The organism is Pseudomonas sp. HMSC057H01 (assembly GCF_001836405.1).
Classification (GTDB): domain Bacteria; phylum Pseudomonadota; class Gammaproteobacteria; order Pseudomonadales; family Pseudomonadaceae; genus Pseudomonas; species Pseudomonas aeruginosa.
Genome location: NZ_KV828511.1, coordinates 191,609 through 208,914 on the forward strand (window position 1 = coordinate 191,609; position 17,306 = coordinate 208,914).

The 17,306-nt window shown below is 66.2% G+C and carries 15 protein-coding genes; 1 reads left to right on the top strand and 14 read right to left on the bottom strand.

The annotated features are described in order from the left end of the window. Position 1 precedes the first annotated feature (1 nt). The 12 genes from HMPREF2581_RS23730 to HMPREF2581_RS23785 all read right to left on the bottom strand — a co-directional run bounded on the left by HMPREF2581_RS23730 (position 2) and on the right by HMPREF2581_RS23785 (position 14,719). Positions 2-1,930 (bottom strand): DNA/RNA non-specific endonuclease, encoded by a 1,929-nt coding sequence (locus tag HMPREF2581_RS23730; RefSeq protein WP_003140383.1) that lies wholly within the window; start codon positions 1,928-1,930, stop codon positions 2-4. Positions 1,931-2,016: 86 nt separating this feature from the next. Continuing rightward, entirely contained in the window at positions 2,017-3,564 is a 1,548-nt protein-coding gene (ilvA, locus tag HMPREF2581_RS23735; protein ID WP_003082739.1) for a threonine ammonia-lyase, biosynthetic, read from the bottom strand. Next, on the bottom strand, positions 3,561-3,968 hold the full coding sequence (locus tag HMPREF2581_RS23740; RefSeq protein ID WP_003086867.1) for a YybH family protein: 408 nt from the start codon (positions 3,966-3,968) through the stop codon (positions 3,561-3,563). The genes ilvA and HMPREF2581_RS23740 overlap by 4 nt, the downstream gene beginning before the upstream one ends. A 265-nt stretch (positions 3,969-4,233) precedes the next feature. After that, positions 4,234-4,746, bottom strand: a complete 513-nt coding sequence (locus HMPREF2581_RS23745; RefSeq protein WP_003082734.1) for a prealbumin-like fold domain-containing protein — start codon at positions 4,744-4,746, stop codon at positions 4,234-4,236. 59 nt (positions 4,747-4,805) lie between these two features. Continuing rightward, positions 4,806-5,138 (bottom strand): ElaB/YgaM/YqjD family protein, encoded by a 333-nt coding sequence (locus HMPREF2581_RS23750; RefSeq protein ID WP_003082731.1) that lies wholly within the window; start codon positions 5,136-5,138, stop codon positions 4,806-4,808. 128 nt (positions 5,139-5,266) lie between these two features. Then, entirely contained in the window at positions 5,267-7,465 is a 2,199-nt protein-coding gene (locus HMPREF2581_RS23755) for a TonB-dependent receptor (RefSeq protein ID WP_003109256.1), read from the bottom strand. Positions 7,466-7,703: 238 nt separating this feature from the next. After that, positions 7,704-8,594 (bottom strand): heme o synthase, encoded by an 891-nt coding sequence (cyoE, locus tag HMPREF2581_RS23760; RefSeq protein ID WP_003082726.1) that lies wholly within the window; start codon positions 8,592-8,594, stop codon positions 7,704-7,706. Between the two features lie 10 nt (positions 8,595-8,604). Next, positions 8,605-8,940 (bottom strand): cytochrome o ubiquinol oxidase subunit IV, encoded by a 336-nt coding sequence (gene cyoD, locus HMPREF2581_RS23765; protein ID WP_003109258.1) that lies wholly within the window; start codon positions 8,938-8,940, stop codon positions 8,605-8,607. Beyond that, positions 8,940-9,569 carry a cytochrome o ubiquinol oxidase subunit III gene (gene cyoC / locus HMPREF2581_RS23770; RefSeq protein ID WP_003086858.1) on the bottom strand — a complete coding sequence of 210 codons (630 nt, stop codon included), beginning with the start codon at positions 9,567-9,569 and terminating at the stop codon, positions 8,940-8,942. The genes cyoD and cyoC overlap by 1 nt, the downstream gene beginning before the upstream one ends. Positions 9,570-9,572: 3 nt before the next feature. After that, complete coding sequence (gene cyoB, locus HMPREF2581_RS23775; protein ID WP_003082705.1) at positions 9,573-11,549, bottom strand: cytochrome o ubiquinol oxidase subunit I; 1,977 nt, start codon at positions 11,547-11,549, stop codon at positions 9,573-9,575. Between the two features lie 6 nt (positions 11,550-11,555). Further along, a complete protein-coding gene (gene cyoA, locus HMPREF2581_RS23780) occupies positions 11,556-12,551 on the bottom strand; it encodes a ubiquinol oxidase subunit II (protein ID WP_003086856.1) in 996 nt (331 codons plus the stop codon). A 626-nt stretch (positions 12,552-13,177) separates the two neighbouring features. Beyond that, complete coding sequence (locus HMPREF2581_RS23785; RefSeq protein WP_003100101.1) at positions 13,178-14,719, bottom strand: MFS transporter; 1,542 nt, start codon at positions 14,717-14,719, stop codon at positions 13,178-13,180. A gap of 157 nt (positions 14,720-14,876) precedes the next feature. On the opposite strand from HMPREF2581_RS23785, the gene HMPREF2581_RS23790 reads away from it, so the two are divergent. Next, positions 14,877-15,491 (top strand): TetR/AcrR family transcriptional regulator, encoded by a 615-nt coding sequence (locus tag HMPREF2581_RS23790; RefSeq protein ID WP_003082696.1) that lies wholly within the window; start codon positions 14,877-14,879, stop codon positions 15,489-15,491. 7 nt (positions 15,492-15,498) lie between these two features. Here the strand turns inward: HMPREF2581_RS23790 and HMPREF2581_RS23795 are convergent, their stop codons facing one another. Both HMPREF2581_RS23795 and HMPREF2581_RS23800 read right to left on the bottom strand, forming a co-directional pair. Continuing rightward, the gene (locus HMPREF2581_RS23795; protein ID WP_003082694.1) at positions 15,499-15,885 is read right to left on the bottom strand and encodes a DUF4440 domain-containing protein; all 387 of its coding nucleotides are present in this window, start codon (positions 15,883-15,885) and stop codon (positions 15,499-15,501) included. Positions 15,886-15,898: 13 nt separating this feature from the next. Next, a complete protein-coding gene (locus HMPREF2581_RS23800; RefSeq protein ID WP_003133440.1) occupies positions 15,899-17,257 on the bottom strand; it encodes an MDR family MFS transporter in 1,359 nt (452 codons plus the stop codon). Positions 17,258-17,306: the final 49 nt, after the last annotated feature.

Sequence of the window (17,306 nt, forward strand, 5' to 3'; positions counted from 1 at the left end):
CTCAGCGGCCCTTGCCGGCCGGCCCCGGCCGGCTCAGCAGGAGGTCGTCCGGTCCGTCGATCTCGATGAAGCGTCCGCTTTCCAGCGCCTCCTCCAGCGGCGTGCCGGCGAGCACGTCGGCCTTGCGCAGGGCGCTGGAGAAACGCAGGTCGGCGCTGGCCTCGACCTTCGCCAACGGCACCTGGTAGGTCTTGAACGCACCGTAGCGGAAGCCTTCGCTGGGCATCATCCCTTCCTGCCCCAGCAGGTAGGCGGACACTCCCAGTTCGCCGCTGTCGGCGTCGATCATCGCCACCACCTTCCAGAACTCCAGCGGCACCTGCACGCCCTGGTAGAGCGGATCGTCGTCGCGGAACACCGGGCCGGTGAACACCGAGATGCGGAAGCCCACGCTCCTGGCGTTCTGCAGCACGTAGTCCTCCAGCGACAGCCAGCTGCGCTGGTTGAGCTGCGCCACCTGGGGTACCGCGTTGGTGTAGACGAAGGTGTCGTCCTCGGCCTGCCGGGCGATGGCATCGCTGTCGCCCCAGCCGGGATCCTCGCGACGCACCATGTGGCCCTTGTCGAACGAAGCCGGACCGTAGAAGTCCTTGTGTCCGACCTGCACGGCCGCCTCGATGCGCGGGTCGAAGCCCCAGGAATCCTTGCGCTTGAGCGAACGCTTGAGCGCGCCGTCGATATTCACCGCGGTGAGGATCGGCAAGCGCCGGCTGGCGCTCATCACCACCGAGAAATGCAGATAGTCCAGGCGCGTGCCCTTGCCCACCGGCAGCACCTGGTGGCTCTTGCCCGGCTTGGGCAAGGCCGCCTTCGGCCCGAGGAAGGCCTCGTCGAAACCCTTTCGCTCGGCCAGGTCGGCGACGCTGCGCTGCTTTTCCTGGAAGCGCGGCGCGCCGCGCTTCAGCTCCGCCCCGGCCACCGGCACCCAGGCGCGACGCGCCAGCAGGCTGCGGATCACGCTGGCCTTCACCGCATAGTTGGTCTTGCGGAACTGGCCGCCGAAGTGCAGGCCGACCACCTCGCCGCCGTCGATCGAAAGCACCGCCGAGCCAGAATTGCCGCCCAGGGTCGAGCAGTCGTGGGTGAGGTACCAGGCGTCATGGGGCAATCCCACGACTTCGCCGGGAGCGAAACGCTTGACGTCGTAGATGTTGCCGAAGATATCTTCCATCGCCCCGGCGTCGTTGCGGCTGTCGCGCGCCGGATAGCCGACCACCGCCACCGCCTGGCGCGGCTCGGCATCCTGGCGCGCGAGGACCAGCGGCGGCGGCAGCAGGTCGCCCTTCACTACCTGGAGGATCGCCATGTCCGGCGCCTCGGAGACGTCCGGGGCGATCCACAGGACCCGCGCGATCACATGCTCGTCGCTTTCCGGCTGGCGGTATTCCTCGCGGAAGTCCACGCGGGTGCGCACCTGCTTGCCAGCCTGGTTGAGACGGAAGCGGAACAGGCTGCCCTGGCGTTCGGCGAACAGGCTGGCGACATGCCGGTTGGTGACGATCAGGTCGTCCTCGATGCGCCAGCCGGTACCGCACCAGTCCATGCTGTCGTGGTCGATCAATTCCAGCCGACCGACCGAGCGGATCGGCGTGGCCAGCGCGGCGCGATGCTTCTTCAGGCGCTGCTCCAGGCCGGCCAGCGGCGCTTCGTCGAAGATACCGTTCTTCACCAGCAGCACCGGCCGGCTCTTGAGCAAGATGATCGCCTCGCTGAAACGCCGCGAGTCGAAGAACGAGGCGTCGGATTCCGGCGACACGCTCTTGCCCAGGTGGTCGGCGATCTGCTCGCGGCTGGCGTTGTATGCCGGCACGTTGCTCCACTCACCGCGGGCGGCGAGGTGGGCGAGTTCCTCGCGGGTGCCCTTTTCCTTCAGTACCGAGCAGACCCGCAGTTCTTCCGGCGTGGCCCGCCGGGGGTTGCGCTTGCGCATGGCCATGTCCCTCGCTGGGCGGATATCCCTGGCAGGAGTCTAGCCGAGGGACATGACAGGGCCATGTCCCGCTGGCGGAGCGCCGCTCAACCGGCGAACAGCCGGTAGGCCGGGTTGTGGGTTTCCTCCCAGTACGGATAGCCGATGGCTTGCAACGCCGCCTCCAGCTCGCCGCGCTCCTCGTCCGGCACCTGCAATCCGGCCAGCACCCGACCGTCGGCGGCGCCGTGGTTGCGGTAGTGGAACAGGCTGATGTTCCAGCGCGAGCCGAGCTTGTCGAGAAAGTTCAGCAAGGCCCCGGGGCGTTCGGGAAACTCGAAGCGGAACAGCCGCTCGCGGCGCACCTCGGTACCGTGGCCGCCGACCATGTGGCGGATGTGCAGCTTGGCCATCTCGTTGTCGGTCAGGTCGAGTACCGGGAAGCCCTGCTCACGCAGGCCGGCGAGCAGGTCGGCGCGACTGTCGGTGAGCGGATGGGTCTGCACGCCGACGAACAGGTGGGCCTGGCGGTCGCTGTGGTAGCGGTAGTTGAACTCGGTGATCTGGCGCCGGCCCAGCGCCGCGCAGAAGGCCTTGAAGCTGCCCGGCCGCTCGGCCACGGTGACGGCGATGATCGCTTCGCGCTGTTCGCCCAGTTCGGCGCGCTCGGCAACGTGGCGCAGGCGGTCGAAGTTGATGTTGGCACCGGAGTCGATGGCCACCAGGGTCTGCCCCTCGGTGCGTTCGCGGGCCACGTACTTCTTGATCCCCGCTACGGCCAGGGCGCCGGCCGGCTCGGTGATCGAACGGGTGTCGTCGTAGATGTCCTTGATCGCCGCGCAGATTTCGTCGCTGCCGACGGTGATCACCTCGTCGACATGGTCCTTGCAGACCTCGAAGTTGCAAGCGCCGATCTGCGCCACCGCCACCCCGTCGGCGAACAGCCCGACCTGGCCCAGCACCACCCGTTCGCCGGCGGCCAGCGCCGCCTGCAGGCAGTTGGAATCCTCCGGCTCGACGCCGATCACGCGGATATCCGGACGCAGGTGCTTGACGTAGGCGGCGATCCCGGCAATCAGGCTGCCGCCGCCGACCGGCACGAAGATCGCGTCGAGGCGGCCGCTGTGCTGGCGGAGGATCTCCATCGCCACCGTGCCCTGTCCGGCGATCACGTCCGGATCGTCGTAGGGCGGGACGAAGGTCATGCCTTCGCGCTCGGCCAGTTGCAGGGCATGGGCCAGCGCATCGGGGAAAGCGTCGCCGTGCAGCAACGCCTCGCCGCCGCGCGCCAGCACGCCCTTGACCTTGAGCTCGGGAGTGGTGCGCGGCATCACGATCACCGCCCGCACGCCCAGGCGCTGCGCCGCCAGGGCCAGGCCCTGGGCATGGTTGCCGGCGGAGGCGGTGATCACCCCGCGGGCCTTCTGCTCGTCGCTCAGGCGCGCGACACGGGTATAGGCGCCGCGGATCTTGAAGGAGAACACCGGCTGCAGGTCCTCGCGCTTGAGCAGCACCCGGTTGCCCAGGCGCTGGGACAACTGCGGCGCGACCTGCAAGGGGGTTTCCACGGCGACGTCGTACACCGGCGCGGCCAGGATGCTTTCCACGTAGCCGGCCAGCAGGGGTTTGCTTGCGCTGAGGGTCGAGGCGCTCATCGGCTGGCCTCCGCGCTCGCCGCCACCGAGGCCAGCAGGTCGGTGCCGTAGGAGTTGTCCACCGCGCAGCGCCACCGGCCATCGGCCTCCTGGCGGAACACGTAGGTGGCCCGACGTTGCAGGCGTCCGGCCTTCGACTCGATCACCGCCTCGGCCATGACCAGCGCCGTATCTCCCGCCTCGATCACCCGCAGGTCGTGCTGGCGCACTCGCAGGCTGTGCTCGAAGTGCCGGGCGATGGCGTCGAACGCCTGGCGGATCTGCGCCTTGCCGCAGGCGTTGAGGCCCGGCTTGACCACCAGGGTGGCGTCGTCGCAATAGAAATCCATCAGGGCATCGAACTGCCCGGCATTGATCAGGGCGTCGGCCCGGCCAACGAGGTTCTGGAGGGTCTGGTGCTGCATGCTGTTCTCCTGGTTCGGTGGTTTTGGCCCAGGAGACAGAACGAAGAACCCGCCTCGAGGGCGGGTTCGGAGTGGACGCTGGCTAACCCGCCATAGCTGGAATGGCGGTAATAATGCTGCGGCGGGTAAGCAGGGTCGCGAAGGTCATGGGTATCGAAACTACGGCGCCGCCCTGTTGGCTGTCAAGCGGTCCGGCCGCGCCGGCAGGAAAAAGCCCCTGCCGCGATGGCAGGGGCTTGCCGTTTTGGCCGAGCGCCGCCGGAGATCAGCGGGTCAGCAGCACCTTCTGCGGCTGCGAGCCACTTACGGTGACCAGCTTGGTGACGGTGCCCCCCTCGGTGATGGTCTTGCCATCGCTCTGGGCGCTCCAGGTCAGTTCGCTGGAAATGTAATAGGTGCCGTTGGGGATGTGGTCGAAGTCGAAGCGACCGTTCTGGTCGGTGGTCGCCTCGCGCACGTAGGTGGCGCGTCGCGGGTCGAGCACCGGCGGTTGCACGTCGGGATCGCGCTTGGCGGCATCGAGGTTGCCGAACTTCGCGTAGTAGGCCTTCATGTAGCTGGTCGCAGGCTCCAGGGTGACCTTGGTGTTGGTCCCCTTCTGGATCGCACCCGACGCGCTGGTCAGGTACAGGTCGCCGTTGATCACGCCCTCGCCCACCTGCTGGGTCGCCGCGTATTCATGCTCCGGGAAATCCGGCAGGTCGTTGGGGTTGGAGGCGCAGGCCGCCAGGGCCACGGTCATGGCCAGGAGGCCGAGGTTCTTCTTGATCGAAAGCATGGGCAATTCCTTTTTTCAAGCGAAGGTAACGAGTCCGTTGTGCGGCACCGACCGCGTGCTCAGGAGCGGCGCCCGAGCAGGAAGCCGGCGAGCAGGCCCACCGCGGTGGTGATGGCCACGGTCTGCCAGGGATTGGCGCCGATATAGCTTTCCGTCGCATCCACCGCGTGGCGACTGCGTTCGGCCACGGCGCTACCGCCCTTGCCGAGGGCATCGTTGGCCTTCTCCAGCAGCGCGCCGATCCGCGCACGGGCGCTGTCGGCCTTGTCGCCGGCGAAGGCGGCGCTGTCGGCGAGCATGCTGTTGGCTTCGGAGAGCAGTTCCTGCAGCTCGCTGTAGCTCTGGTGCTGGATCTGCTCGAGGTTGTCTTTCACTGCGTTTTTGCGTGCCATCGAAGAGGCTCCCTGAAAAATGACTTGCAAAGGAGTTGATAGGCGCCGCAGTGAAAAAGTTCAGAGGAAATCGCCGGGAAGAACCGGCGCCCAGGCAGTGGGCGCCGGCTTCCATGGCCTGCCTGCCGTCAGAACGCGTAGATCGCCGAAAGAATCGCCGTGCGACCGTCGCCATACTCGATGGCCGAGGAGCGCGACTGGTTGCCGTACACCTGGCGCACCCGCTCGACGTAGGCCTTGTCGAACAGGTTGTCGAGGTTGAGTTGCAGTTTCAGGTCGCGCGTCGCCTGGTAGCCGAGCATCATGTTGTGCACCCAGTAGGCATCCAGCTTGCCGTTGTCCACCGAGGTGACGTTGCGCTGGCTGACGTAGCGTGCGCCATAGCCCAGGGTCACGCCCTCGGGCAGTTCGTAGGTGCTCCAGAGGCTCAACGAGCGCGGCGGGGTATTGCCCAAGGCCTGTCCCTCACGCTGCGTGTTACTGGATTTCAGGGTTTCGCTGTCGAGGTAGGTGTAGGTGGCGAAGAGGTCCCAGTGCTCGTTCAGCTTGCCGCTGGCGCTCAGCTCCAGGCCACGCACGCGCTGTTCGCCGGCAAGCACGTAGCTGCCGTCGGCCAGGCGTTCGCGGGCGTCTTCCTTCTTCACCTGGAACAGCGCCGCGTCCAGCTCCAGGCGCCGTCCGAGGAACTCCCACTTGGTGCCCAGCTCGTAGGTGCTGTTCTTCTCCGGCGCCAGGCCTCCGGTCGCCTCGGTCACGCCCGAGCCGGTGGTGACCAGGTGTTCCGCCGAGGGGTTGAAGGAGGTGCCGTAGGAGACGTACACCCGCCCGTTCTCCAGCGGCTTGAATACCAGCCCCGCCCGTGTGCTCAGCTTGCCGTCGGAACTGTCGGCGCGCACCGTCGGCTTGCCTGAGGGCGTGCTCCGCGAGGTGCCGTCGATCCAGTCGTAGCGCAGGCCCAGGCTGAGGTCCCAGCGCTCGTCCAGGGCGATGGTGTCGAAGGCGTACAGCGCCTTGACCTCCAGTTCGGTCCGGTTGCGCGCGCTGTCGCGCTTGTCGGTGGGGCCGTTCCAGTAGCCCGGCGGGTTGTGCAGGTCGAAGCCGTTGGCCGGGTAGAACTTGCCCAGGTTGTAGGAGTAGGTGGTGCGGTCGTAGGTCTCGCGGGACAGCTCGAAGCCGCCGATCAGCGTATGCGCCAGGCCGAAGGTGTCGAAGCGGCCGGTGAGGTTGGTCTGGTTGATCCACATCCGCGTCTTCGAATCGCGCCCGTAGGCTTGCGGTCCCGCCGGCAGGTAGCGCCCCGGCGGCAGGCCCTTCTGGTTGACGTGGGAGGCGGAGATCACCGTGTCCCGATGCAGGTGGGAATAGCGGATGAGGTTCTGCAACTGGAAGTCGTCGCTGAAATCGTGTTCGAGCTTGAGGGTGGCGACGTCGTTGTCGATCCGCTCCTCGTCCAGGTTGCGCCAGCCGAAATAATCGTGGCGGCTGACGCCGTCCAGCTTGCGCCCGTTCAGCGCCGGCACGCCATAGTCGGGAAGGTTGTCGTCGCGTTGGTGGAAGTAGCTCAGGGTCAGGCGGGTCGGGGTGTCCAGGCCGAAGGTCAGGGATGGCGCGATGCCCCAGCGCTGCTTGTCGATCTGTTCGCGCCCGGCGACATCGTTGTGGTGGGCCATGAGGTTGAGGCGGAAGGCGGTCGACTCGCCGAGCCCTTCCAGCGGCTGGTTGGTGTCCAGGGTCAGGCGCCGGTAGCGGTCCGTGCCCAGCCCGGCGCCCAGGTGGGTGAAGGCTTCGGCCTTGGGCTGCTTGCTGACCATGTTGATGCTGCCGCCGCTGGTGCCGGCGCCGCCGAACACCGAGTTCGGTCCCTTGATCACTTCCACCGCCTCCAGGTTGAACAGGTCGCTGCGGCTGGTCTGGGCGCTGTCGCGCAGCCCGTCCACCTGCATGTTGGCGTTGGCGCTGAAGCCGCGGATGTTGATGCTGTCGCCGGAACCGCCGCCGCCTTCGCCGGCGTTGAAGGTGATGCCGGAGACGTTGGACAGCACCTGGCGCAGGCTCAGGGCGTTCTGCTCCTGGATTACCTTTTGCGGCACCACCGTGACGGTCTGCGGGGTATCCAGCAGCGGCACGGCGTACTTGGCCGAGGCCGAGCGTTCGACCCTGGACGAGGCCTGCTCGCCGGTGACCGTGTCGGCTCCCAGTTCCAGGGGATCGTCCTTGCGCGCCGCGTCCTCGGCCAGGGCCGGCGAGGAGCAGGCGGCCATCAGCAGCATCAGCGGCGCCAGCGGGCGTTTGGTGGGCAAGGGGGACGGCTCGTTGCGACGATCCATGAAGTACTCCATCTTGGTTATTGAGAATCATTGGCATTTGATTGATGGAGGGTTTTTTCCACAAGCCGGACAGCTCCGAAAAAGCTCCCGGAAAAATCTGATAACCAACGGCAGAGTCCCGGAACAGAGGGCTCGCCGCGCGGCCCTTCTGCCAGGCGGCGACCGCATCCCTGCCATCGCGCAGACAAAAAAAAGCCCCGCCAATCGACCGGCGGGGCTTTCCCTAAAGCGTGTCGCCTCAGAACAGCGAGGCGACCAGATGAGTGGCGGGCGCCACCTGGAAGTCGATGGACATCATCACGCTCAGCGCGGTGATGGCGACGATGGAGAAGGCGAACAGCTTGCGCGCCCAGACCCGGTCGTCGGCGGTCCAGTAGCCGGTCAGGGCGATGGCCAGCCACCACAGGCTCACCGCCACCGCCACCAGCAGGTAGCCGTAGCCGGCGTAGCCGCCCAGGCACAAGGCGAGGGTCGCCGCCATGAAAGCGAGGATGTAGAGCACGATGTGGATCTTGGTCACCGCGATGCCGCGCGCCACCGGCAGCACCGGGATGCCGGCCGCCTCGTAGTCCTTCAGCCGGAAGATGGCGATGGCATAGGAGTGCGGCATCTGCCACAGGCAGAAGATCGCCAGCAGCGAGGCAGCTCCGGCGTCGAACTGGCCGCTCACCGCGCAGTAGCCGACCACCGGCGGCATCGCCCCGGAGAGGCTGCCGACCAGCGTGCCGTACTGCGAACGACGCTTGAACCACAGGCTGTACAGGCCGACGTAGACGAAGTAGCCGAAGCCGGCCAGCGCGGTGGTCAGCGGGTTGGTCCGCCACCACAGCAGGCCGAAGCCGGCGACCCCGAGGACCAGGCCGTGGGCCAGGGCAGCCTTCAGCGAGATCTGCCCGGTCACGGTGACCCGCCCGCGGGTCCGCTCCATGTGCCGGTCGATGTCGCGGTCGATGCAGTTGTTCAGCACGCACCCACTGGCGACCACCAGCGACAGGCCGATGACCGTGGCCAGCAACAGCATCGGCTCGACGCTGCCGCGGGCGGCGAGGAAGTATCCCCCCGCCACCGCGATCAGGTTGCCGAAGATGATTCCCGGCTTGGCCACCAGGAGATAGCGTTTCAGCTTCACGTCATGGCCCTCAGGGCATCGGCATCATCAGCATGTCGGCGCTGAAGATGATCCACAGCGAGAGACCGACTACCAGCAGGATGACGATCACCGTGAAGATGAACGCCATCACGTTCCAGCGCCCTTCCGACGACATGTTCATGTGCAGGAAGCAGATCAGGTGCACCACCACCTGCACCAGGCCGAGGACGACCATGGTGAGGATGGTCGCGTGGCGCGAGAAGCCGCCGTCCATGACCATGTAGAACGGGATCGCGGTGAGGATCACCGAGAGCACGAAGCCGATCGCGTAGGAACCCAGGCTGCCGTGGCCGGCGCCGTGGTTGTCGTGTGCAGCGCTGCTCATTACAGGGCCCCCATCAGGTAGACGACGGTGAAGACGCAGATCCAGACGATGTCGAGGAAGTGCCAGAACAGGCTCAGGCACATCATCCGGGTGTTGTTCTGCGCGGTGAGGCCGCGGGTCCAGATCTGCGCCATCAGCACCAGCATCCACAGCAGGCCGGCGCTGACGTGCAGGCCGTGCATGCCGACCAGGGTGAAGAAGGACGACAGGAAGGCGCTGCGGCTCGGGCCGAAACCTTCGGCGATCAGGTGGTGGAACTCGTTGATCTCCATGCCGATGAACGCGGCGCCGAGCAGGAAGGTGACCCCGAGCCAGGCGATCGCCTGGCCTTTGGCGCCCTTGTGCGCGGAGAGCATGGCCAGGCCGTAGGTGCAGCTGGAAACCAGCAGGATGGCGGTTTCCACCAGCACGTAGGGCAGCTCGAAGATGTCCTTGCCGCTGGGGCCGCCGGCGGTGTGGTGAACCAGCACCGCGTAGGTGGCGAAGACGCTGGCGAACAGCACGCAGTCGGTCATCAGGTAGAGCCAGAAACCGAATACGGTGTTGCCGCCGCTATCGTGTGCATGATCGTGGTCGTGGCCCACTTCGTGGGCGTCGGCCAGATGCTTGTTCAATACTGCCGTCGACATGGTTCAGACCTGCTTGGCGAGTTGCTGGAAACGGGCGCTTTCGATCTTCTCGATCTCTTCGGGCTGGACGTAGTAGTCGACGTCCTGGTTGTAGCTGCGCACGATGAAGGAGCCGATCATGCCGACGAAGCCGACCGCCATGAGCCACCAGATATGCCAGATGGCGGCGAAGCCGAAGACGAAGGCGAACACGGCGATGGAGAAGCCCGCGGCGGTGTTCTTCGGCATGTGGATCGGCTGGTAGGCCGGCAGCTTGCGGTAGGCGGTGCCGGCCTTCTTCATGTCGTGGAAGGCATCCACGTCCTGTACCTTCGGCAGCTCGGCGAAGTTGTAGAACGGCGGCGGCGAGGAAGTGGCCCATTCCAGGGTGCGGCCTTCCCACGGGTCGCCATTGACGTCGGCCAGTTGCTTGCGGTTGCGGACCGAGACGAACAGCTGGATCAGCTGGCAGGCAATGCCGCAGAAGATCAGCACGGCGCCGAAGAACGCGACCACCAGGTAGGGCTTCCACAACGGGTTGTCGTAGTGGTTCAGGCGACGGGTCATGCCCATGAAGCCGAGGATGTAGAGCGGCATGAAGGCCATGTAGAAGCCCACCAGCCAGCACCAGAAGGAGCGCTTGCCCCACTTCTCGTCGAGGGTGAAGCCGAACGCTTTCGGGAACCAGAAGGCGAAGCCGGCCAGGTAGCCGAATACCGCGCCGCCGATGATGGTGTTGTGGAAGTGGGCGATCAGGAACAGGCTGTTGTGCAGCAGGAAGTCCGCGCCCGGGATGGCCAGCAGGACGCCGGTCATGCCGCCGATGGTGAAGGTCACCATGAAGCCCAGGGTCCACAGGATCGGCGTGCTGAAGCGCAGGCGGCCCTTGTAGATGGTGAACAGCCAGTTGAACAGCTTCACCCCGGTGGGGATCGAGATCAGCATGGTGGCCACGCCGAAGAAGCCGTTGACGTCACCGCCCGAACCCATGGTGAAGAAGTGGTGCAGCCACACGGTGAAGCCGAGGAAGGTGATCGCGGCGCTGGCCCAGACCATCGACTTGTAGCCGAACATGCGCTTGCCGGCGAAGGTCGCGGTGACCTCGGAGAAGATACCGAAGGCCGGCAGGATCAGGATGTACACCTCGGGATGGCCCCAGGCCCAGAAGAGGTTGATGTACATCATGGCGTTGCCGCCGAGCTCGTTGGTGAAGAAGTGCATGTCCAGGTAGCGGTCGAGCGACAGCAGGCCCAGCGCAGCGGTGAGGATCGGGAACGAGGCGACGATCAGGATGTTGGCGAAGGTGCAGGTCCAGGTGAAGATCGGCATCTGCATCAGCTTCATGCCCGGGGCACGCATCTTGAACACGGTGACCAGGAAGTTGATCCCCGTGAGCAACGTGCCCATCCCGGATATCTGTAGCGCCCAGATGTAGTAATCCACCCCTACCCCGGGGCTATAGGCCAGCTCCGACAGCGGCGGATAGGCCACCCAGCCGGTACGGGCGAATTCGCCCAGGCCCAGCGACACGTTGACCAGCATGGCGCTGACCACGAGCAGCCAGAAGCTCAGCGAGTTGAGGAAGGGGAACGCCACGTCGCGCGCGCCGATCTGCAGCGGCACGGCCAGGTTCATCAGGCCGGTCATGAACGGCATGGCCATGAAGATGATCATGATCACGCCATGCGCGGTGAAGATCTGGTCGTAGTGCTCCGGCGGCAGGTAGCCGTGGTTGGCGCCTTCGGCCAGGGCCAGCTGGCCGCGCATCATGATCGCGTCGGCGAAGCCGCGGACCAGCATGACCAGGGCGACGACGATGTACATCACGCCGATCTTCTTGTGGTCGACCGAGGTCAGCCACTCGGTCCACAGGTAGGTCCACTTGCGGTAGTAGGTGATCGCACCGACCACGCCGAGGCCCAGCAGGGCGACGACGGCCAGTGTGACCATGACGATGGGCTCGTGGTAAGGCACGGCCGAGAGTGTCAGTTTCCCGAACATCTGCGCTTACTCCTGGGTACTCGGTTGCATGTGCATGTCCTTCATGTCTTTCATGCCCTGCATGGCTTGCATGTCCATGTCCTGCATGTCGTGACCGGTCATGGCGGCTTCGTGCTCAGCCCCGGCGTGCTCGCCGTGCGCGGCACCCTTGGCGTCGCCGTGGTGCTCGTACTTGGTGAGGATGTGGCCGAACAGTTCCGGGCTGACCGAAGAGAAGTAGGTCGGCGGAACGTTCTCGCTCGGCTTGACCAGCTCCGGATAGGTGCCGATCGACAGGCTGGTCGGTGCAGCCTTGACCTTGGCGACCCAGTCCTGGAAGCCCTGCTCGGAGGTGGCGATGGCCTTGAAGCGCATGCCGGAGAAACCGCCGCCGCTGTAGTTCGCGGAGATACCGTCGAACACGCCTTCTTCGTTGGCGATCAGGTGCAGCTTGGTCATCATCCCGGCCATCGAGTAGATCTGGCTGCCCAGCTGCGGGATGAAGAACGAGTTCATCACCGAATCCGAGGTGATCTGGAAATTCACCGGGGTGTCTTTCGGGAAGGCGATCTCGTTGACCGTGGCGATACCCTGCTCCGGGTAGATGAACAACCACTTCCAGTCCAGCGAAACGGCCTGGATGGTGACCGGCTTGACCTCGGAGTCCAGCGGACGGTATGGGTCGAGCTTGTGGGTGCTTTCCCAGGTGATCCAGCCGAGGATCGCGATGATCACGCAGGGCACCAGCCAGACCACCGCCTCGATGCGGTTGGAGTGGTGCCAGTCCGGCTTGTACTCGGCCTGGGTGTTCGAGGCGCGGTACTTCCAGGCGAACGCCAGGGTCATCACGATCACCGGGATGACCACGATCAGCATCAGCAGGGTCGCGGTAATGATCAGGGTGCGCTCGTCCATGCCCACCTGCCCTTTCGGGTTGAACAGGGTCATGTCGCAGCCGCCGAGCAGCAGCGCGGGCGCCAGGGAAAGCCATTTCAATGCGGCAAACGGGTTTGCTTTGGTCATCTTCCGGCCTTAATCGATGGAAGGAGCGAGTGGTCGCTCATGGATGTCTCCTTGCAAGGCTTGTGGCGGAGACCGCTGGCTTCAGCCAGTTCCAGACATGCAGTCGCCACCGGGGTACGGAACGGCCATTGCCCGGCCACGGGAGAAGGCAAGCGGATACCTTTCCCGATTCCGGTGACGGACTCGTTCCACGCGCTGAGTCGTTCCTTGATGAACAGCGTTTTCGAAGCTGTGCCGGAAGAGGCCAAGGGCGGCCAAGGCACGTGCATGCCTGGGCGAGAAGGATTGCCCTTCCCGCCGGGTGATCAGGTCGCAGTTATCGGTCGGCTATTTGTTGTGCAACAGGCAAGGCAGGAACCCATTTATCGCGATGCGGAGCAGAGACTCGCGCGACGCTCGTTGGACCGAAACTGAGCGTCAGTTATTACAATTCATTTCAGCTGAGGAGCCTATGACACATCTTGCAATAGACTTTCTCAAACATAGATAAAGTAGGGCTTTTACCTGCCTGCGACAGGTTGTCGCAGGCCATACCCTAGCACAACAGTTGGAATACGCGAATATTCTTCGCTTCGAGCAGCATAACGCAAGGAAATCGCCCCCACGCCAGCATCGTGACCCGAGAGTCAGTGTCTATCGGCCTGCAACTGTACCCCTGCCGTTCGTCCAGATGCGCCAACTGTATCCGCCGCCGGGCCGGCGCTAACGCGCAGGCGCCAGAGCAGCGCGGCGGCCAGCAGGGCGCTGGCTCCGGCCACCAGCATAGCCAGACGGAAGCCCTCGGCCAGCGCGGCCGGCAGCTCGGCGTCGAGCCCCGCCAGGGAACCAGGCAAGCGATGGGCCGTGATCGCCTGGGTGGCGAGCCGTTGCGCATCGGCAATCCCCAGCTCCTCCAGCCGATCGCCCAGGACGACGATCGCCCGCCCGCTCAGCAGCGCTCCCAGCAACGCGATGCCGACGGCCATGCCGGCCTGGCGCAGGGTATTCATGGTCGCCGAGGCCATCCCGGAACGCTCGCGGGCCACGCTCGCCATGACCGCCAGACCGGTGCCGGGAACGGCCAGGCCCATGCCCAGGCCGAGCGCCACCAGCAACAGGCCGACCCAGGGATACGCGGTTCCCGTACCGCAAGCGGCCAGCGCCAGCATGGCCAGGCCGATCACCAGGTAGCCCAGCACCAGCAGGCGTCGCAGCGGTACGTGCCGCTGCAACCGGCCGAACAGCATGGACAGTGCGCCCATGGCGAGGAACTGCGGCGCCAGGTAGAAGCCGGCCTGCTGCGCCGAGGCACCCTGCACCTGCTGGAAGAACAGGGAGAGGAAGAACAGGCTGGCGTAGCCGGAAAAACCGAGGACGAACGAGGCCAGGTTGCAGACGGCGAACCCGGCCTGGCGGAACAACCCCAGGGGCAGCAGCGGTCGGGCGGTCCGCCGCTCGACGAAGAGGAAGCCAAGCAGGCCGACCCCGGCCAGGAGCAGCGCCGGCCAGGCCGTGGGAGACAACCAGCCGCCCTCTCCCGCGGCGATCAGGGCGTAGGTCAACGCCCCCAGCCAGACCACGCTGAGCAGCTGCCCCAGGGGATCGAAGGCGGCGTGCTCGGGGTGCGCGGTTTCCTCGATGCCCCACAGGCCCAGGGCGAGCGCCAGCAGGCCGAGCGGCAGGTTGATCAGGAAGATGCTCTGCCAGCCGGCGTGCTCCACCAGCAGGCCGCCGAGCAGCGGGCCGAGGATCAGCGACAGCGCGCTGAAGGAGGTCCAGCCGCCGATCACCTGGGCGCGCTGGCCGGGATCGTGGAAAGCCTGGGTAAGGATCGACAGCGCGCCGGGTATCAACAGCGCCCCGGCGATGCCCTGGACCGCGCGTCCGAACAGCAGCAGCGGCAGCGAGGTGGCCAGCGCGCAGAGCAGCGAACCGAAGCTGAACAGGCCGACCCCGAGCAGCCAGGTGAGCTTGCGACCGTAGCGGTCGCTCAGCGGTCCGGAAGACAGCATGAAGGCGCTCAGGCACAGCGCATAGGCGTCGACCACCCACTGCAGGCCGGCCAGGTCGGTATCCAGGGCGTACTGCAGCGTCGGCAGGGCGAGGTTGACGATGCTGATGTCGAGCGAGGCGATGAAGGTTCCCAGGTAGATGGCGGCGACCAGGGCGACACGACGCGAAGGGTTCATGGAGTACTCCGATGAGAGGGCGCTGGCCCAGGAATAATCCATTGACCGACGGTCAGTCAATAAATATCGCGAAACATTCTCATCTTCCTGTCATGCCTCGTCTTCCCCTCCACGCTCTTTTACACTGCGGCCAACCCAACCACCGGACCCGCGCTCCATGCCCGATCGCCACGCCGAACAGCCTGCCCGCCAACCGCGCACCAAGCCTGCGGAGGTTCGTCTCGAGGAACTGATGGCGGCGGCGCAGCAACTGTTCCTAGACAAGGGTGTGGACGCCACCACCATCAGCGACATCGTCGCTGCCGCGGGGGTCGCCAAGGGTACCTTCTATCACTACTTCCAAGCCAAGACCGACATCCTCCTGGCCCTGCGCGAGCGCTTCACCCAGGCTTTCCAGCAGCGCATCGCGAATGCCGTCGAGGCCTGTCCGGCGAACGACCATCCCGGCCGCCTGCGCGCCTGGACCGAGAGCGGCCTGGCGGGCTACCTGGAGGGCTACCGGCTGCACGATGTGGTCTACAGCGAACACCATCACCACCAGCGCGGCAACCAGGAGCGCGACCGCGTGCTGGAGCAATTGGCGGAGCTACTGGAGAACGGCGCGGCGGCCGGCGCCTGGCCGCTGCGCAACCCACGGCTGAACGCCCTGCTGCTCTACTCCGGGCTGCATGGCGCCGCCGACGACGCCATCGCCGGCGGCCGCCTGGATACCCAGCCGCTGGCCGGCGAACTCGCCGATGCCTTCCTGCGCCTGCTCGGTGCCAGCGACTGAGGCAGGCTCAGCCGCAGAAGGTTTCCTGCAGGTGGCGCCAGTACAGCCGCCCTTCGTCGTCACGGTGCAGGACTACGGTGGACAGGCGCTCGCTGCGACCCGCCGCGTCGGACTGGATTTCCCGATAGGCCAGGGTCGCGCCATCCACGCCTGAAGCCAGCAGACTCTCGCCGTCGATCTCGATGCGCAGCCCAGGACGGGTGCCGCCCTTGCTGCGGAACAGCTCGCCCAGAGCAGTCTTGTCCAGGACCACGCCATGCGGCGTGACCATCGAGAAGTCCTCGGCGAAACGCGCCATCAACGCATCCAGCGCGTCAGCCCGTGAGTCGCCGGCCAGCCAGTCGCGGATCGCCACGTGGGCATGGTGGATTTCCCGGCGGTAGGCACAAGTCATGGTGTAGCTCCTTTCAGGTCTGGACCAGGGCGCGAACCCCGGCGGAATCGATACGCCTCACCCACGGCAGAGGCAATAGCGTGAAAGCGGCGGCGAACAGGAAGCAGTGGACGAAGGCCGCGGGGTCGGCCCGCGCCTGCAACAGGTTGAGCAACCCACCGAGCACGGCCATGCCCAGGCAGAACGCCAGTTGCCGATTGATGTTCCACAAGGCGCTGGCATGGCCCATGCGCGCCGCCGGGACGTCGAGCAAGGCCATGCCCTGTGCCGCGCTGCTACACAGGCTGCCGCCGAATCCCATGGTCGCGTAGGCCCCCGCCAGTTGCCAGAAGCCGCTCCCCTCCCCGCTTCGAGCCAGCCACAGCAGGCCGCCGGCCTGTATCGCCATGCCCGCCAGCAGCAAGGATTTCGGCCCCCAGCGATTGAAGCGTCGCCGGGTCAGGCCGATGGCCAGGCCGGCCGCCAGCGCCCAGGGCAGCATCAGCGCACCGGCACGGCTCGCGCTGAGGCCGAGGGGGCCTTGCAGATAGAGCATGGCGACCAGGTTGGCGCCCATGAAGGCTCCCGGCACGCAGAGATAGACCAGCATCGCCGTACGCAGCAATGGCGCCTCCAGCAAGCCAAGGTCGAGCAGCGCGTCGGTACGAGCGCGCCCGTCACGCCAGTAGCAGCAGCCCAGCACGCAGGCCAGCAGCGCCAGGAGCAGGCCACGCCCGCCGCCGCCGGGCGATCCCAGCCAGGCGAGCGCCACCAGCAGCGTGGCCAGCGCCGCCGAGCCGAGCAGCAGGCCGCGCAGGTCCAGGCGCTGCGCCGCATGCTTGTGCCTGGGCAGCCAGCGCATCGCCAGGGCCAGCACCAGCAGCGCCGGCGCCACGCTGGCGAAGAAGATCCCACGCCAGGACAGGCTGTCCACCAGCCAGCCGCCGAGGGCAGGCGCCACGGCGGGAACGATCAGCGCCACCAGCATCACCCGTGCGGTCAGGCCGGCCCGTGCCGACGACGGGACATTCCGATAGGCCATGGCCTGGCCGAGGGGGATCAGTAACCCGCCGGCCAACCCCTGGCACAGGCGCCAGACGATCAACGTCGCCGCCGATCCAGCCAGGCCGCAACCCAGCGAAGCGCTGGCGAAACCGGCCAGTGCCAGCAGCATCAGTCGCCGTTCTCCCAGGCGCGAAGCGAGCCAGACGCTCAACGGAATCACCAGGGTCAAGCCGAGCAGGTAGGTGTTGCCGATCCACGCCAGGGTCGCCACCGAAGCGCCAAGGGAACGCCCGATGTCCGGGTAGGCGACGCTGGCGATGAAGATGTTCACCAGGTCCAGGGCGAACCCCAGCAGGTACAAAGTGGCCAGGCGGGACGGTTGATTCATGGGCGCTCCGGAGGTTTGCCGGGGAGCATAGCGAGGCGCTCGCGCTATC

Excerpts from the sequence above, each read along its gene's own strand:
- HMPREF2581_RS23730 (WP_003140383.1), bottom strand. The coding sequence starts at position 1,930 with ATGCGCAAGCGCAACCCCCGGCGGGCCACGCCGGAAGAACTGCGGGTC.
- ilvA (WP_003082739.1), bottom strand. The coding sequence starts at position 3,564 with ATGAGCGCCTCGACCCTCAGCGCAAGCAAACCCCTGCTGGCCGGCTAC.
- HMPREF2581_RS23740 (WP_003086867.1), bottom strand. The coding sequence starts at position 3,968 with ATGCAGCACCAGACCCTCCAGAACCTCGTTGGCCGGGCCGACGCCCTG.
- HMPREF2581_RS23745 (WP_003082734.1), bottom strand. The coding sequence starts at position 4,746 with ATGCTTTCGATCAAGAAGAACCTCGGCCTCCTGGCCATGACCGTGGCC.
- HMPREF2581_RS23750 (WP_003082731.1), bottom strand. The coding sequence starts at position 5,138 with ATGGCACGCAAAAACGCAGTGAAAGACAACCTCGAGCAGATCCAGCAC.
- HMPREF2581_RS23755 (WP_003109256.1), bottom strand. The coding sequence starts at position 7,465 with ATGGATCGTCGCAACGAGCCGTCCCCCTTGCCCACCAAACGCCCGCTG.
- cyoD (WP_003109258.1), bottom strand. The coding sequence starts at position 8,940 with ATGAGCAGCGCTGCACACGACAACCACGGCGCCGGCCACGGCAGCCTG.
- cyoC (WP_003086858.1), bottom strand. The coding sequence starts at position 9,569 with ATGTCGACGGCAGTATTGAACAAGCATCTGGCCGACGCCCACGAAGTG.
- cyoB (WP_003082705.1), bottom strand. The coding sequence starts at position 11,549 with ATGTTCGGGAAACTGACACTCTCGGCCGTGCCTTACCACGAGCCCATC.
- cyoA (WP_003086856.1), bottom strand. The coding sequence starts at position 12,551 with ATGACCAAAGCAAACCCGTTTGCCGCATTGAAATGGCTTTCCCTGGCG.
- HMPREF2581_RS23785 (WP_003100101.1), bottom strand. The coding sequence starts at position 14,719 with ATGAACCCTTCGCGTCGTGTCGCCCTGGTCGCCGCCATCTACCTGGGA.
- HMPREF2581_RS23790 (WP_003082696.1), top strand. The coding sequence starts at position 14,877 with ATGCCCGATCGCCACGCCGAACAGCCTGCCCGCCAACCGCGCACCAAG.
- HMPREF2581_RS23795 (WP_003082694.1), bottom strand. The coding sequence starts at position 15,885 with ATGACTTGTGCCTACCGCCGGGAAATCCACCATGCCCACGTGGCGATC.
- HMPREF2581_RS23800 (WP_003133440.1), bottom strand. The coding sequence starts at position 17,257 with ATGAATCAACCGTCCCGCCTGGCCACTTTGTACCTGCTGGGGTTCGCC.